This window comes from Bradyrhizobium sp. 153 (assembly GCF_023073835.1).
In the GTDB taxonomy this organism is placed as follows: domain Bacteria; phylum Pseudomonadota; class Alphaproteobacteria; order Rhizobiales; family Xanthobacteraceae; genus Bradyrhizobium.
The window spans coordinates 74708-88526 of the sequence record NZ_JADPKH010000152.1; the positions used below are offsets into that span (position 1 = coordinate 74708).

At 60.7% G+C, this 13819-nt stretch carries 15 protein-coding genes; 7 read left to right on the plus strand and 8 right to left on the minus strand.

Features of this window, described 5'->3' with window-relative positions:
* The 5 genes from IVA91_RS34130 to IVA91_RS34150 all read right to left on the minus strand — a co-directional run bounded on the left by IVA91_RS34130 (position 1) and on the right by IVA91_RS34150 (position 3522).
* The gene (locus IVA91_RS34130; protein ID WP_247280527.1) at positions 1-384 is read right to left on the minus strand and encodes an Hsp20/alpha crystallin family protein; all 384 of its coding nucleotides are present in this window, start codon (positions 382-384) and stop codon (positions 1-3) included.
* A gap of 153 nt (positions 385-537) precedes the next feature.
* Entirely contained in the window at positions 538-1104 is a 567-nt protein-coding gene (locus tag IVA91_RS34135) for a ferritin-like domain-containing protein (protein WP_247280528.1), read from the minus strand.
* 114 nt (positions 1105-1218) lie between these two features.
* Positions 1219-1425, minus strand: a complete 207-nt coding sequence (locus tag IVA91_RS34140; RefSeq protein ID WP_247280529.1) for a hypothetical protein — start codon at positions 1423-1425, stop codon at positions 1219-1221.
* A gap of 87 nt (positions 1426-1512) precedes the next feature.
* Positions 1513-2700 carry a carboxylate-amine ligase gene (locus IVA91_RS34145; RefSeq protein ID WP_247460505.1) on the minus strand — a complete coding sequence of 396 codons (1188 nt, stop codon included), beginning with the start codon at positions 2698-2700 and terminating at the stop codon, positions 1513-1515.
* Between the two features lie 3 nt (positions 2701-2703).
* A complete protein-coding gene (locus IVA91_RS34150; protein ID WP_247460507.1) occupies positions 2704-3522 on the minus strand; it encodes a gamma-glutamyl-gamma-aminobutyrate hydrolase family protein in 819 nt (272 codons plus the stop codon).
* Positions 3523-3866: 344 nt separating this feature from the next.
* On the opposite strand from IVA91_RS34150, the gene IVA91_RS34155 reads away from it, so the two are divergent.
* The 3 genes from IVA91_RS34155 to IVA91_RS34165 all read left to right on the plus strand — a co-directional run bounded on the left by IVA91_RS34155 (position 3867) and on the right by IVA91_RS34165 (position 6680).
* The gene (locus tag IVA91_RS34155) at positions 3867-4064 is read left to right on the plus strand and encodes a hypothetical protein (protein ID WP_346015551.1); all 198 of its coding nucleotides are present in this window, start codon (positions 3867-3869) and stop codon (positions 4062-4064) included.
* A 162-nt stretch (positions 4065-4226) separates the two neighbouring features.
* Positions 4227-4880: an L-fuculose-phosphate aldolase gene (locus IVA91_RS34160; RefSeq protein WP_247280532.1), complete on the plus strand. Its 654-nt coding sequence runs from the start codon at positions 4227-4229 to the stop codon at positions 4878-4880.
* A gap of 12 nt (positions 4881-4892) precedes the next feature.
* Positions 4893-6680, plus strand: a complete 1788-nt coding sequence (locus IVA91_RS34165; RefSeq protein WP_247337156.1) for a chloride channel protein — start codon at positions 4893-4895, stop codon at positions 6678-6680.
* 1 nt (position 6681) lies between these two features.
* Here IVA91_RS34165 and IVA91_RS34170 read toward each other — a convergent pair whose 3' ends face one another.
* Entirely contained in the window at positions 6682-6939 is a 258-nt protein-coding gene (locus IVA91_RS34170; RefSeq protein WP_247460510.1) for a DUF2798 domain-containing protein, read from the minus strand.
* Positions 6940-7228: 289 nt separating this feature from the next.
* Between IVA91_RS34170 and IVA91_RS34175 the strand changes: the two genes are divergently transcribed.
* Entirely contained in the window at positions 7229-7624 is a 396-nt protein-coding gene (locus tag IVA91_RS34175; protein ID WP_247460512.1) for a hypothetical protein, read from the plus strand.
* Positions 7625-7995: 371 nt separating this feature from the next.
* Here IVA91_RS34175 and IVA91_RS34180 read toward each other — a convergent pair whose 3' ends face one another.
* Positions 7996-8253 (minus strand): hypothetical protein, encoded by a 258-nt coding sequence (locus IVA91_RS34180; RefSeq protein ID WP_247460513.1) that lies wholly within the window; start codon positions 8251-8253, stop codon positions 7996-7998.
* 421 nt (positions 8254-8674) lie between these two features.
* On the opposite strand from IVA91_RS34180, the gene IVA91_RS34185 reads away from it, so the two are divergent.
* On the plus strand, positions 8675-10312 hold the full coding sequence (locus IVA91_RS34185; protein WP_247460515.1) for a hypothetical protein: 1638 nt from the start codon (positions 8675-8677) through the stop codon (positions 10310-10312).
* 371 nt (positions 10313-10683) lie between these two features.
* On the opposite strand, the gene IVA91_RS34190 is transcribed toward IVA91_RS34185, so the two are convergent.
* Complete coding sequence (locus IVA91_RS34190; protein WP_247460517.1) at positions 10684-11805, minus strand: EVE domain-containing protein; 1122 nt, start codon at positions 11803-11805, stop codon at positions 10684-10686.
* 476 nt (positions 11806-12281) lie between these two features.
* Here IVA91_RS34190 and IVA91_RS34195 point away from each other — a divergent pair, with 476 nt between their 5' ends.
* Complete coding sequence (locus IVA91_RS34195; RefSeq protein ID WP_247460519.1) at positions 12282-13022, plus strand: hypothetical protein; 741 nt, start codon at positions 12282-12284, stop codon at positions 13020-13022.
* Positions 13023-13038: 16 nt separating this feature from the next.
* Entirely contained in the window at positions 13039-13782 is a 744-nt protein-coding gene (locus IVA91_RS34200) for a thermonuclease family protein (protein WP_247460521.1), read from the plus strand.
* The last annotated feature ends 37 nt before the right edge of the window (positions 13783-13819 follow it).

Consider the following 13819-nt stretch of genomic DNA (forward strand, 5'->3'; position numbering starts at 1 on the left):
TCAGGATTTGGCGAGGCGCAGCGCGACGCAGCCGTCCATCACGAAGCGGCTGATGGCATAGCGGCCAAGCGGAAGCGCGATGCGCCGCTCGAAGCGGCCCTGCGGCAGCTCGAGCCGGTGGATGCGGGCGTTGCGAAGCTCCGGGGGAAGGGTGCGCTGGCCGGAGATCACGAGCACGCCGTCATGGATCGCCGTCTCGACATTGCTCGGATTGACGCCGGGAAGCGCGATCAGGATCAGGAGCTCATGCTCGGTTTCGAGCACGTCGATCGGTGGCTCCCAGCAAACTTCCTGGCGGCCGAACTGCTGCCGCAGCCGTTCGGCGCGGGTCAGCGAGTCCAGGGCTTCGGACAGCATCCAGTCGAGGGGATTTTTGGGTTGCATGATGCGGACTCGGCGATGGGAAAGGCTGCATATGGGACTGGTTCCCCAGAATTCCAGCCCGCCGGCGCGGACGTGCCATGCGGATCCTGCGATCCAGAAAAGGAAAACGCCGCGGCTCGCACCGCGGCGTTCCGTTATCGGCCACGCACGGCGTCAGGCCGCTGCGCGGTACTCCTCTTCCGCTTCGAGGTTGATCACGGAGGTGGCGAGCTCGGTCAGCGCGCGGTCGGTCGCCTCTTCCTCGTCCAAGGTCTCCTGAAGCAGCCTTGCCGCATCCTGCATGCCGAGCTCCTCGGCCCAGGTCCGCAGCGTGCCGTAGCGGGAGATTTCGTAATGTTCGACCGCCTGTGCCGAGGCGAGCAGGCCCGCATCGAGGGCGGGGGCGTTCTTGAACTCTTTCATGATTTCGGCGCCCTCGTCCGCGATGCCGTTGATGGCCTCGCAGGGCTTGCCGCGCGCCGGCTTGCCCAGCATTTTGAAGACTTGGTCGAGACGTTTGACCTGGCCCTGGGTCTCGCGCAGATGCTTGTTGAACGCCGCCGCAAGCTCCTTCGAGTTTGCGGCCTTTGCCATTTTGGGCAGCGTCTTGATGATCTTGTTCTCGGCGAAATAGATGTCCTTCAGCGTCTCCAGGAACAGGTCGCTGAGCATCTTCGGCGCCTGACGCGGTCGCCGCGCCGCGGTCTTCTTGGTTGTGCGTTTCTTCGCTCGTTTAGCCATACGTCCTCCTCTTGAGGTGACACGGGAAGGCGTCGCCTTCCTCAATCCTCAGGCGATCAAAACCCTTTCGAGAACGAAAGTTCCAAACTGGCAACCGGGGTTCGTGGCGATCGCTCAGGTCGGGCGCTTATAGGGGTCTTCCTGGCGCTGTCGCTCTTCGGTCGCGCGATCGAGCCGCGCACGCTCGCTGCGGCGCAGGCGGCCGGCCTTCATCACTCCGTAGACGAGGACGCCGCCGAGCACGAACGCGCCGATGAACCAGAGCCAAAGCATCTGGGCCGAGGCGTGACCCAGCAGCATGCTAACTCCGCTGTCGCTCATAGTTAGTCTCCACCGATGTCCATTGCGGTTATGCTGAGCTAAGTCGGCTGCCGAAACGTCGTTCCATGCGGCCGCGCTCGGGGGATGTCAGACGAGATGCGCCAGAGGCTGCCGCACCGGCGTGCCCTTCGGCTCACTGCCGCGCGCCGTGAAGTCGCCGGCCTCGGTCGAAGTCCGCAGCCATTTCGTCACGTCGGCAATGGCCTCCCGCGGCGAGCGACCGAATTTCCGCAAACTACGGAAATATTCGAGCTGAAGATGCGCCGAAGTGCCGCGCTTCGGGATCATCTTCAAATGCTGGATATCGCCTTCGATGCCGAGATGCGCGATGTCGGGCGCCAGCATGGCAATCACCGCCTCGAGCCAGCTCCTGAATGAGATCGGCTCAAAGGACGCCAGATCGATATATGTGCCGTCGGTTCCATAGCGCTGGGCTCGCCAGCGGTTTTCCTCGATCAGCGCGCGGTGCACAGGCGAATAGGTGGCATTCAGATCGGGATGGTGCACGACACGCCGGACCAGCGCGCGAAACAGGGCTGCGATTGCTACCGAGTCTGCAATTGCCGTGCAACAGTCGGTGATGCGCAGCTCCAGGGTCGGATGCTGAAGCGACGGCCGCAGCGCCCACCAGACATAGGTGGCATTGGGGACGATGCCCGCGTCGACCAATGTCTTCACATAGGTCTCGTATTCGGCGAGGTTGCGAAACATCTCCGGGAAACCGGTCCGGGGCAGGGCGTCGTTTGCGGCATTGCGGTAGCCCAGCAGTCCCGTTGGACAGCCGCACCAGAACGGCGACGAGGTCGAGAGCGCCAGCAGCAGCGGCAGGAACGGCACCAGGCGGTGCATGATCTCGACGCGCTGGTCCGGCTCAGGCACCTCGACGTGAACGTGCAGGCCGCTGATAGGATTGCCGAGGCCGACCATTCCGAGATCGTTGATGACCTTGCTGTAGCGGCGCTTGCGCGTCATGCGCTGCTGCTGCGGTTGAGCCAGTGGATGCGTCCCCGCGGCAATGATGCCGACCCCGTGGTCCTTGCCGACCTCGGCGAGAACCGAGCGGTAGCGCGTGAGCTCGGCGATCGCATCGGCCGAAGACGCCAGCGGCGGCGTCGCCACCTCGATCTGCGATTGCAGGATTTCGGTGGTCAGCCGTTCGCCGAGGCGCTTCTGGGCCGCCGCCATATAGGGCTTGGGCAGCTCGGATCTAGGCGCCGCCGATTGCCGATTGACCAGAAAATACTCTTCCTCGATGCCGAAGCGGTAACGGTGCATGGCCTACGCTGCCCCTTGCGGCTTGGCATGCTTGCGAACCGCGTCTCCGAACGCCGAGAGGATGCGGGCCGAGGCATGATCCGTGCTGGCCCAATAGTCCGGATGAAAGAGTGTGCCGAGCGCAAACGCGCTCGCGCCCTTGACGCTGACGGCCTCGATCGAGCCGTCCTCGGCCACCGCTTCCGCGACGAGGCCCGGGGCCAGATCGGCGATCAAGAAACTATGCAGCGAATTCACCGGAATGGCCTCTGCGCTACAGATCTGCTGCAGGACGCCACCCTTACGCAGCGTCACCTTCTGCCGCAACCGATAGCGCGCATCCTCATTGTCCGCCTCGGGCGTGCCATGACGCTGGTCCTCGGGCATATCGTCCGGCTCCTTTGCCAGCGTGCCGCCGAGAGCAACGTTCAGCTCCTGCATTCCGCGGCAGATGAAAAGAGCGGGGATGCCCCGCGCCAATGCACGCGGGATCAGGCGAAGCGCAATCTCGTCGCGGAATTCATCGAACGGACCGTCGCGCGCCTCGTCGGCCATTTGCCCATACCGGGAGGGATGGACGTTGGTTTGTCCGCCGCCGATGAAAATGCCGTCGAGGCCGTCGAGGTAAGCATCGATGTCTGCTTCGGGCGCTGCCGGAAGGATCCGTGGCACCGCGCCCGCGACGAGCCCGACGGCGTTGACGCAGATCAAGGCGACCGAGGCGAGTTGTTCGCCGCGTGCGACCATGGAATCGGAGAGAATACCGACCTGCGGCGCGCCGCTGCGGGCCTGCCACTGGCCACGCGATGCGCTGTGCCTCCATTGCTGAAGACCATAGGCCACTGCATCCGCAGCGCTACCGAATTGATGAATGGCAGCCTTGAGCTCTCTGACGTTTGTCCCTAATCGAAGCGCCCAGTGACTGCAGGCAACGGGATCGTGCGGGTCAATTGTGGAACGGTGCTCGTGCAATTGTCGCGGCTGCTTCTATTCGTGTGTCGATGCTGAGTGAAACGGCAATCGTGCAGAATGGTTGCTGTCCGATCGAGCTGCCCGATCGTTTTATAAAGCACGCGGGTTAACTTTTGTTATGGCGCTGCACTTGAAGAAGCCAGGCCGGAAGAGACGGCAGCGATTGACATCTCCCTGTCCGCCTTCGTGATGCTGCGAAGCTCGCGATCATCATCGTGGTCGTGCTCTCGGGCCTGCTTCTGCTGCTGTGCTTCGCCTCCGCTCATCTGATACCCAGCATCCTCGAGCGCACCGGAGATGCCGTGCGCTCGCGCATGCTCGGCATGCTGCTCGCAGGCCGCTCGGCTCCATTCGCGACAACGGGATTGCGGCAGCCCAGCCGGGCGTTCGGCGAGGCTGCGACAATCTGGTAATTCTTTGATTTTGCGATGTATTTCCAGACGTTGCGGCCGTGCCGGCAAGACATGGGCCGGTCCGGGTCGCTTTCTCTTGCGCTGCCTTATTGCTTTGACGTACTTCCGGTCTAGCAAACGCCCAGCGCCGACAAACCGCCAAGAAGCCGAGAAGAAATCGAGATGTCGATGACAGCGGACGAGCTCGCCAAGAGACAGGCCATCATCGACGCCTGCCGCCGCATGAATGCGCTCGGTATCAACCAGGGCACCTCGGGTAATATCAGCATCCGGCATGTGGATGGGCTTCTGGTCACCCCGACCAGCGTGCCCTATGACGCTATGACGCCGGACCAGATTGTGTTCATGGCGATGGACGGCTCGCATGCCCCCGGTCAAAAGCCGTCCAGCGAGTGGCGCTTCCATCGCGACATCCTGAAGTCCCGGCCCGACGTCAACGCCGTCGTGCACGCCCATCCGACCTATTGCACCATCCTGGCGATCATGGGCATGGAGATCCCGCCGGTGCACTACATGATCGCGGCCGCCGGTGGCGACAGCATCCGCTGCGCGCCCTATGCCACTTTCGGCACCGTGGAGCTGTCCGAACATGCGGTGCGGGCGCTGGAGGGCCGGCTTGCCTGCCTGCTCGACCATCACGGAATGATCGCGATCGGCAAGACGCTGGACAAGGCGATGTGGCTCGCCGTCGAGGTCGAGACACTGGCGCGGCAATATCACGGCTGTCTCCAGATCGGACAACCGCCGCTGCTGCCGAGCGCCGAGATCGAACGGGTCCGCCAGCGCATGGCAGGCTACGGCCTGTCGGAAGGGTAGGGCGGGCAGAAAGTGTTCGTGCGGATCAGACATCTCGTCGATCGCAAGGGGACGAACCGTACCATGGTTCGGCTGCGTGCCCTGCTGCGCAGCAACGAGTTCTACCTGATCCCGCTCGCGCTGGTGATCGGCACGCTCGCGGGCGCGATCGTGACGCTGATGGCCGAGATCGCCCAGATCGCGCACGTCGTGATCTACGGCATCCCTGTCGATGTCCGCCTCTCGTCCAATGCGAGCGTCAGTCCCTGGGCGGCGCTGATCGCGCCTGCACTCGGCGGGCTCGCGCTCGGCATCATGGAATGGTCGCGGCGGCGCATGAAGATCTCGAATGCGGTCGACCCGATCGAGGCAAACGCACTGCGCGGCGGTAATCTGTCGATGCGGGACAGCTTGGTGGTGTCGAGCCAGACCCTGATCTCCAACGGCTGCGGCGCCTCGGTCGGCCTCGAAGCCGGCTATACCCAGATCGGCTCCGGCATCGCCTCGCTGCTCGGCAAGTTCTTCAATCTCCGCCGCAACGATCTGCGCCTGATGGTCGGTTGCGGCGCTGCCGCTGCAATCGCGGCGGCGTTCGGCGCGCCGATCACCGGCGCCTTCTACGCCTGCGAGCTCATCGTCGGCGTCTATTCGGTCGGTAGCGCTGCTCCGATCCTGGCGGCCTCGCTCGCCGGCGCCCTGACCGCGCAATGGCTCGGCGGCGCGCCGTACTCGCTGGAAATACCGAAGGTCAGCGCCGTCGGCGTCGAGCAGTACCTCGCCCTGATCGGACTTGCGCTCGTCACCAGCGGCGTCGGCATCGCCGTGATGCGCTCCTCGCCGACGTTCGAGCGCCTGTTCGCCTGGATGCCGGTCTGGCTGCGTCCGGTGATCGGCGGCCTCATCGTCGGCGGCTTCGCGATTGTCACGCCGCAGGTGCTCGCAGCCGGCCACGGCGCCATGGTGCTCGATCTCTTTCATGACATGACGATCGGCCTGATCGCACTGATCATCGCCCTGAAGGTGACAGCCTGCCTGATCTCGCTCGCCTCGGGCTTCCGGGGCGGCCTGTTCTTCGCCTCGCTGTTCGTCGGCAGCCTGATCGGCAAGTTCTTTGCCGCGGTGCTCCTCTTGATCAGCCCGAACTTCGTGATCGATCCGCTGGTCGCGATGCTGACCGGCATGGCGACGCTCGGCGTCGCCATCGTCGGCGGTCCCTTGACGATGTCGTTCCTGGTGCTGGAGATGACCCGCAATGTCGACGTCACCGCCGTGGTGCTGGCCGGCTGCATCGTCACCTCAATCTGCGTCCGCTTCATGTTCGGCCATTCCTTCTCGACCTGGCGCCTGCATCTGCGTGGCGAGACCATCCGCAGCGCCAACGACGTCGGCTGGCTGCGCAACCTCACCGTCGAGCGCTTGATGCGTTCAGACGTCGGCAAGGTTCCGTCGACCACGACGATCGCGGCCGTGCGCCGCGAATTCGCGCTGGGGTCACGGCCCGGAATCGTCGTCGTCAACAATGCCGACGAATATGTCGGCCTCGTCATGCTGCCCGACCTGTTCTCCAACGACCTCGACACCATCGCCGACGACATCCAGGTGGTCGAGCTGGCGCGCCTGACTGATATCGTGCTGATCCCGGAAATGAACGTGAAGTCGGCGATGGCGGTGTTCGACGAGGCGGAAGCCGAGATGCTGGCGGTGGTTGATTCCACCGACAGCCGCAAGGTGGTCGGCTTCCTCACCGAGACCTTTGCCCGCCGCCGCTATGTCGAGGAAATCGACAAGGCGACGCGCGGGGTTTTGGGGGCGCTGTCGTAGTCTATTGGCCTTGTCGAGGTGGCGAGGCGACGAGGCAGGCTACGATCCGGCGGACCAGTGGCAGCACCACGAGCAGCGTCGGAAACGCGACGAGCCATGACAGCGCCCAGGCGCCGGGCCAGGTTGCCAGGAACGCCGGCGTTGCGCCGAGGCTCCGCAGCGTCGAAATGACCGACACCACCGCGGTCATGAGGACGGACAGCACAAAGGGCACTACGATCGGCGCATAGCGCGCCGGCAGTTTGCGAACCGCAATCATCTGATTTCTTTCGAGGAAAAGGACGCGTCGATCACGTTGAACCCTTAAATGGCATCGATTCCGACGGCGTCGGTTGATGCGTTGGTTCACGTCAAACGCTTACGGCGACCGAAAAACGGCGCGGCTGTTCATTATCCGCTCAGGTTTGATGGTTCAAGCTGGACGTAGTCGTTCGGTTTACAATCGTTCAAAGCGTGGCAGATCGCCGCGATCAGGAAACCATCTCAGTGGTTTGCGCGTTACGTGTCGTTGCTTATGGCTCTTTGGGCGAGAACAGAGGAAGGTCAAAATGAGCATTAGACCCATGATTCCCGCAGCCGGCCGCAGTACGCTCGTCGCCGCGTTCGCAAGTCTCGCCCTGATCGCAGTCTCCGCCTCGCCATCCGTGGCCGCTTCGGCCGGGGCACCGCCCGCCAGGGCAGACGTCGCTGGCCAGGCCGTATCGGGCGCCACCGATTTCAGCGCCGCTCGCCGTCATCGCTATTACCGGCGCGGCCCGAACGCAGCGGGCCTCGCCTTCATGGGCGCGGCGGCAGGCCTGATCGGAGGAGCAATCGCCGAGAGCCAGCGCCGCGAATACTATGAGAACCGCTATTATTATGGCCCGGGTCCTTACTACGGCGGCCCGGGCTATTACGGCGGCGGTCCTTATTACGGTCCGCGCTACTATTCCCAGCCATATTAAGCGATCGTTTTCGCCATAGGCCGCGGGTGCGATCGGCACGTCATCGGTCAAATCTGCGGCAAGCTTCTGGAACGCGCGAAGAAGGGGCGGTGCTTTGCACCGCCCCTTTGTTGTTTCCAGTTTCGGCTCTCCCGGCCGTCTCATGTGTCGCCTGCCTGTCAATCCCCTCGCGCGAAAATATTCCGCTTTACCGAAATTCGGAAATGACGTATGTATCGGCCATCCCGGCTCATCCGAGAGGGGCGATCATGTGTCGTGATGATCGCGGAGCCGGGCTTGCGGTGGACGCGGCAGCGTCGGGCGCGAGAGGCCAAGGGCAGGGCGGATTGCTCTCCGTGAGCCCTTAAGCTTCGCGCAGACGGACGGCGCTGTCAGGTTCGTCGCGCCAGCATGTCGATGGCAAAGTGCACAACGCCGTCGAACCCTGCGGCGCAGGCGAGCCGCGCGTACGGCAAAACCGTGTGGTCCTGGCCGTCGTTGCTACGGTCAAGCTCTTGCGGATGCGGCATTGGCGTCAACCGGCGCGGTGTCCCTGACTTCCACGAGGGCGAGGGAGGCCAGAAGGAATTCGGCTCCCAGGAGAGCGCGGCATAAGCCGTCAAACCACTGCGCAGGGAGATGACGGTCACAAAAAATCATATAAATCAATGAGGTCTAGCCGTCGTGTCCTCATTTGTGTCCCAATCCGTTTGGGCCCCGTCGCCTGATAAATTTTTCGGTCCTCACACATTTGCGCCTGGACGACCAACGTTGCGTTGGCTCGGTCAGCGCCCGCGTAATCCCGATGTGCGCGAACATGGATGAGAATTCGAGCAGGCGACGTTCCGTGGACGCGGCTGAGGGCGAGACCGGACTAAACCGGATGGCAGCCCTTCGACCGTTAGATTAACGAAGCTCTCTCGTCTCGGCCCGTCGTTTTCCGAGAGATTAGCCTTTCATCTTAGGAAGACAAATCAGCGGGATTTTGACAATCCAGTGGCTTGGCTCCTATCGTAATCTTGGGTTGAACATGAATTTGCACCCGTAGAAATACGGTGCGGGGGCTGTCAAGTGAAAGCAATCGAAAAAGCGCGCGGTGTCGTCACGCAAACGCTGGGGCGGCTCAATATAGCGGCACAAATCGCCGTCATTGCGCTCGTCTGTATTCTCGTCGGCGGTCTGGTTTTTTGGGTCTGCAATGAGCTGGTCTACTACCTCGTCGCGCGCAGCTATGCCGAGGAACTTGCCGATGCGTATGATTTAAACGCCGGAACGACTCGGGCAATTCTCTGGGCTAGCTTTGCGGCTATCGTGGTCCTTGCGGGCTACAGCTTCTCGCTCTCTAAGAAAAAGCGGAGGGTGGGGTACACGGGTTTCCTCGTGCTTGTGATCGGACACTCGCTGCTGCTTGGACGTATCGATGCGAACTTTCGGAAGAACGGGGTAGCCGAGAAATGCTACGTGATGACTCGCACCAGCATCAAAACACTGAACCGCGTTGGGATCGATCCAGAGACCGGGCGCGAATGTCGCCCTCTCACACCGCAGATTGCCGAAAAGATCACGGAATACAGAAACGGCCATCGGCCAAAGCAGATCACATCGAACGATCCAACGTTCTTTGATCCAACTACTGGTGAGCCGGTCGTTTGGTACTCCAAGACCGGCAGCGACCAGATCGAATTGTTCGATCTGATGGGCTTTCATCCTAAAACCGGAGAAGAACTGAGCCCGATCACACGTCAGGTCGTTGAAGCATGGAAGACTCAGTCCGCAAAAGTCGTTCGGCGCGTCCCTGTGCGCGTCAATGATCCTGAGAAATTCGGCTTCTTCGATCCGACGACAGGAGCAGCAAAGGTTTGGTACTGGCGCGGGGAGAATGGAGACTACGAGTTTTATGATGGTCCGGGCTTTCACCCCCGATCCGGTGATGAGTTCAAGGTCATTACGCGGGACATCATCTCCGAATGGCGTCAACAGCAGGAAGCCATTGCGACGCGGAAAAAGCTGGAGCAGGAACAGCGAGAAAAAGAGGCGCGCGAGCGCGCGGAACGCGAGGCTCAACAGGCGCGAGAAGCCGCTGAACGTGAGCGCCAAGCGCGCGAGGCTGCGGCCGAAGCCGTGCGAGAACAGCAGCAGAGCGGAAATGAATGCGACCGGCTTGCAGCAAACCCAACCGACCGCAGAAGGACGGCAGAAGGTGTTTCGTTCGATCTCTTGAAGCACCAAGCCGATCAGGCTTACGGCGCTTGCGCGCGGGCGGTTGCGACGTTCCCTTCGGAGCTTCGCTATCAATACCAGCTCGGTCGCGCCGCTCAGTTTAAAGACAAGAGGCAAGCCTTCGAGATATTCTCCCGGTTAGTTCAAGCAAGTTACCCGGCGGCCTTCGACAATCTTGGTGGGATGTACCTGTGGGAGCGCAAGGATGCCGCAACGGCTATCTCCTTGTTCAAACGAGGCAGCGCACTGGACGATGCCGACTCAATGGTGAGCCTTGTCGATTTGATCGATAAAGGAATGCTCCCAACACCCGATCCGGCGCAGACAAAATTGGCGTTGCTACATCGCGCCGGTGAACTCGGGCATGCGGGAGCGCAACGAGGGTACGAGACCGAACTACAGAAAGCCAATCAGGACCGCATCAATCAGGTGAACCAGCAACAAATGATGCAATTGTTTGGAGCATTCGTTCGCGGAGTGGCAAGATAGGTGCGAGCGATGGCATCAACTTTGACGACGGAAGCGAAGACTCAGGATGAAACTTTCGGATGAGAAAATCGCAATTGCCGGTCTAGTGGGGCTGGCGCTGTGGATTTTCGTGGCGCTGCCTATAATATATTCGCAATCGCCATCCGGCAGTCAGCTTACCTTTTGGGGATTGGACGGTACGGCGTGGACGGCAATAGGTGCGATGGCAAACGTCGTTTATTGTGGCCTTACGGCTGGTCTCCTCGGTTTTGCCGTCTACCAAGTCCTTTCCGCCAAGGAAGACGCCAAGATCAATAGGACGCTAGCGGCGTGCGACAAGTACGACACGGATCCGGTGTTGGATAGAGTAACTCGCCGCTTGCCTCGTAGCTTCAGCGATGGTTCGTTACAGCCACGTTGTCGATAGTGTCTGGGCCACCATCCGCCAATGGAACGACGTGGTGAACCTCGGTGTAATTTACTCGCTCAGCTGTCTCGAAAGTCGGATGCGAGCAATTCGCGATCTCGCAACGGTGAGACGCACGCAATCTGGCGATGGCAATAACGAGTGGATTGCGTTCATACGTGCGGGAGCTGAGAACGCGAGTGGCGGGCCGTCGCGGTTCAACCAAGTTCTGGGCTTCATACTTCGCGAGAAGCTGATCAAGCGTCAGCTCCTCAAGTCTGTCCGCCTCGTCCGCAGTGATGCTCGCCCTCGCACTTGCGTCTGCCGGCCGGTGCCCCTCGTTTTGAATAGTGCCCCATACCCGGACGAATTCGCTCTCCAACTCGGCCGTTCGGATTGACTTCGTGGCGGCATCATAGAACTCGTCCCATACCGTCCTGTCGGCTTCGCCGGCACCGGACATTCCTTCGCCCGCTCCACGGGGATCAAGCGACCGAAAGTTCATCACCTTCGCATAAACACCGCTGACTGCCCGACCGATTGTCAAGGCGACCGTAGCCACTGGGGAGCCCGCAAGGCGCGATACGGGCTGACTAAATGTTCGCGCATATGCCCAGAGGCCAGCAAGCGACTCATTACGAGTCCAATCGCGCCCGGTTCTGGTCCACAATGCGTCTAATCGAGCAGCCTGCTCCGGTGTAATACGATAATTCGTACCGGCCTGCATCTTCAGGTTCGGAAGGTCTCGAAGCACAGGATCTTCCAGGCACCAATCGCGCCTTAAGACTTCCCTCTTAGTGGCAACTTTCACCAGCCGCATGGCTGCGCGCACCTGAGGGGCGTTTGCGCGGGGACCTTGTTCTCGCCAGAACTGCACGCCTTCAGGGTCTTCCTCTCGCAGTTCTAGAGAGGATGTGACAATCGCCTCAGCGATAATGCCCGGTATGGCATTCTGCGAACCTTGGTTGCGCCATAAGAAGACGCGGTCCCCAACAGCAATCTCGGCTGCGTAGCGGGTGACCAGCCAAATGACTTGCGCAGGTCGTGATGCTAGATAGGCTTCAATATCGTACTCGTCTGGATTGTCTTGAAAGATCCAAGTCTGCATGAACAAGTCTCCGACTAACGACACGCGCGGGTCGCCCCGCGCTTGTTCCGTCTTTCTTTGAGCACCAATGTGTTCTTACTGGTGCGTGCCGTAGCGGTTGCCAGTGTTCACGTTACGATAGCTGCCGCCTCTATGAGACGACCCGAGACCCCCTGAATAGTGTCCCCCATGGCTCGATGTATGATAGCCACCACCATAGGAGACGCGCCCGCCGCCTCCGTGTCCACCTCGGGCATGAGCAATGGAAATTGAGCAAAGGAGAACAAACGAAAGCAGCGCAACATTTTTCAACATAGTCTTCCCCTGAAGTTGACATCCGATCTCTTCCTGAGTTGCATCGATATGGCAATGCGACTTTGGCAAACCCCGGGATTGCCCGAATGCAGCTTGCGACTGAGCGTCTTAATAGCACCTTCGAACTATTGATTTCGCGCAGTGGTTGATGTTTGTATCGCGCTCGGGTCTGGGGGCAAGTCATGCGTAAATCGGGCATTGTGGCGCTGTGCGCTGTACTAGGTGGCTGCGTCACCAACGCCGAGACGGTTCAGTTTCGGCCATCAAATCCACAGCAACAGGCGCTCGTGCGGGATGGGAAGGCGGCCCTTGTGTCGCGCCAGAAGAGTTCTCTCGTCCTAGTCGGTCCGGCCTCGCGACAGGTGCACGCAAATGGTCGGCCGGTCTTCGTTGTTGCAATAAACAACTTGGGCAAGGGCCCCGTAGATTTCCGGGTATCCCAAGTGGAAGCCACTCAGCATGCGGGCGGGTCCGACTACGGAATGCAGGTCGTAACCTACGAGATGCTGCTCCAAGAGGAAAAGAACCGACAGGTCGCAGCGGCAATCTTCACAGGGTTAGCCGCCGCTGGGAACGCCTACAGCGCTTCGCAGGCCGGATACGGCCACTACACGACCCCCAGCGGCAGGACAGGTACTTTCTACAGCCCGACCGCAGCGGCAATCGCGCAGGGCAATGCGAGCGCGCAGAATGAGGCGATGATCGCTTCCACAGTCGAAGCCGGGCAACGCAATATGGCCGTCCTTGAGCAGTCGGTCATCAAGGACAACACGCTCATGCCCGGTGAGTGGTACGGCGGGCAATTGCATCTCGCGCCCCCAGTTGCCACTGAGGGCGGAGGACCGAAGACTTACACCATCGTCATTACTGTTGGCACTGATCGGCACGTGATCGATATCGCGCAAGGACCGGCTGGAGCCTGAAGGCGTACGGTTGCCTATGCACAAGATGCACGCATTCCTGCTTGGATTAGGACTCGCAACGACGATCCTGTCCTGCCCAGAGGCGCTCGCCACGAAAACTCTCTCAGGTGCGCCATTGATTGTCGATGGCGATACCGTTCAGATTGAGCAGAGCAAAATGCGGTTGCAAGGCATTGACGCGCCCGAGACAGATCAATTGTGTCTCGACGCACATGGTAAGACGTGGGCCTGTGGAATTGTGGCTCGTGATCTACTCGTTGCTTACTCAGCAGGACGAGAATGGGACTGCGATCTGAACGGCCAAGACCGCTACGGCCGCTCTCTTGCAACGTGCTTCATTGAAGGCGAGGACGTTGCTGGCTGGATGGTGCGCCAAGGCTGGGCTCTCTCATTTACGAAGTACTCACATTCCTATGACTCCAATGAGATGACGGCTCGCGAGGCGCGCTTAGGCTTATGGCAAGGAGCGTTCATCGCGCCTTGGGACTGGCGGCATCGAAACAAAAAAACCGAGGTCTTAGGCGCCGCATCGGTCCCGGTGAATGCTCAATCAATATTGCTGGGCGCAGTTTCGGCTGCTGCCGCTCCCGATCCAAATTGCGTCATTAAGGGAAACGTAAACCGTAAGGGAGAACACATCTTTCACTCGCCCGGTCAGTTGAACTACTCAAAGATCGCCATGGACAAGGGCCTCGGTGAACGCTGGTTCTGCACTGAAGCGGAGGCCGAAACAGCGGGTTGGCGCAAAGCTGCTCGCTAAAAAAGAAAAAGGAACTCGACTTTGAAACTAACTTCAA

Excerpts from the sequence above, each read along its gene's own strand:
- IVA91_RS34130 (WP_247280527.1), bottom strand. The coding sequence starts at position 384 with ATGCAACCCAAAAATCCCCTCGACTGGATGCTGTCCGAAGCCCTGGAC.
- IVA91_RS34135 (WP_247280528.1), bottom strand. The coding sequence starts at position 1,104 with ATGGCTAAACGAGCGAAGAAACGCACAACCAAGAAGACCGCGGCGCGG.
- IVA91_RS34140 (WP_247280529.1), bottom strand. The coding sequence starts at position 1,425 with ATGAGCGACAGCGGAGTTAGCATGCTGCTGGGTCACGCCTCGGCCCAG.
- IVA91_RS34145 (WP_247460505.1), bottom strand. The coding sequence starts at position 2,700 with ATGCACCGTTACCGCTTCGGCATCGAGGAAGAGTATTTTCTGGTCAAT.
- IVA91_RS34160 (WP_247280532.1), top strand. The coding sequence starts at position 4,227 with ATGTCGATGACAGCGGACGAGCTCGCCAAGAGACAGGCCATCATCGAC.
- IVA91_RS34170 (WP_247460510.1), bottom strand. The coding sequence starts at position 6,939 with ATGATTGCGGTTCGCAAACTGCCGGCGCGCTATGCGCCGATCGTAGTG.
- IVA91_RS34175 (WP_247460512.1), top strand. The coding sequence starts at position 7,229 with ATGAGCATTAGACCCATGATTCCCGCAGCCGGCCGCAGTACGCTCGTC.
- IVA91_RS34190 (WP_247460517.1), bottom strand. The coding sequence starts at position 11,805 with ATGCAGACTTGGATCTTTCAAGACAATCCAGACGAGTACGATATTGAA.
- IVA91_RS34195 (WP_247460519.1), top strand. The coding sequence starts at position 12,282 with ATGCGTAAATCGGGCATTGTGGCGCTGTGCGCTGTACTAGGTGGCTGC.
- IVA91_RS34200 (WP_247460521.1), top strand. The coding sequence starts at position 13,039 with ATGCACAAGATGCACGCATTCCTGCTTGGATTAGGACTCGCAACGACG.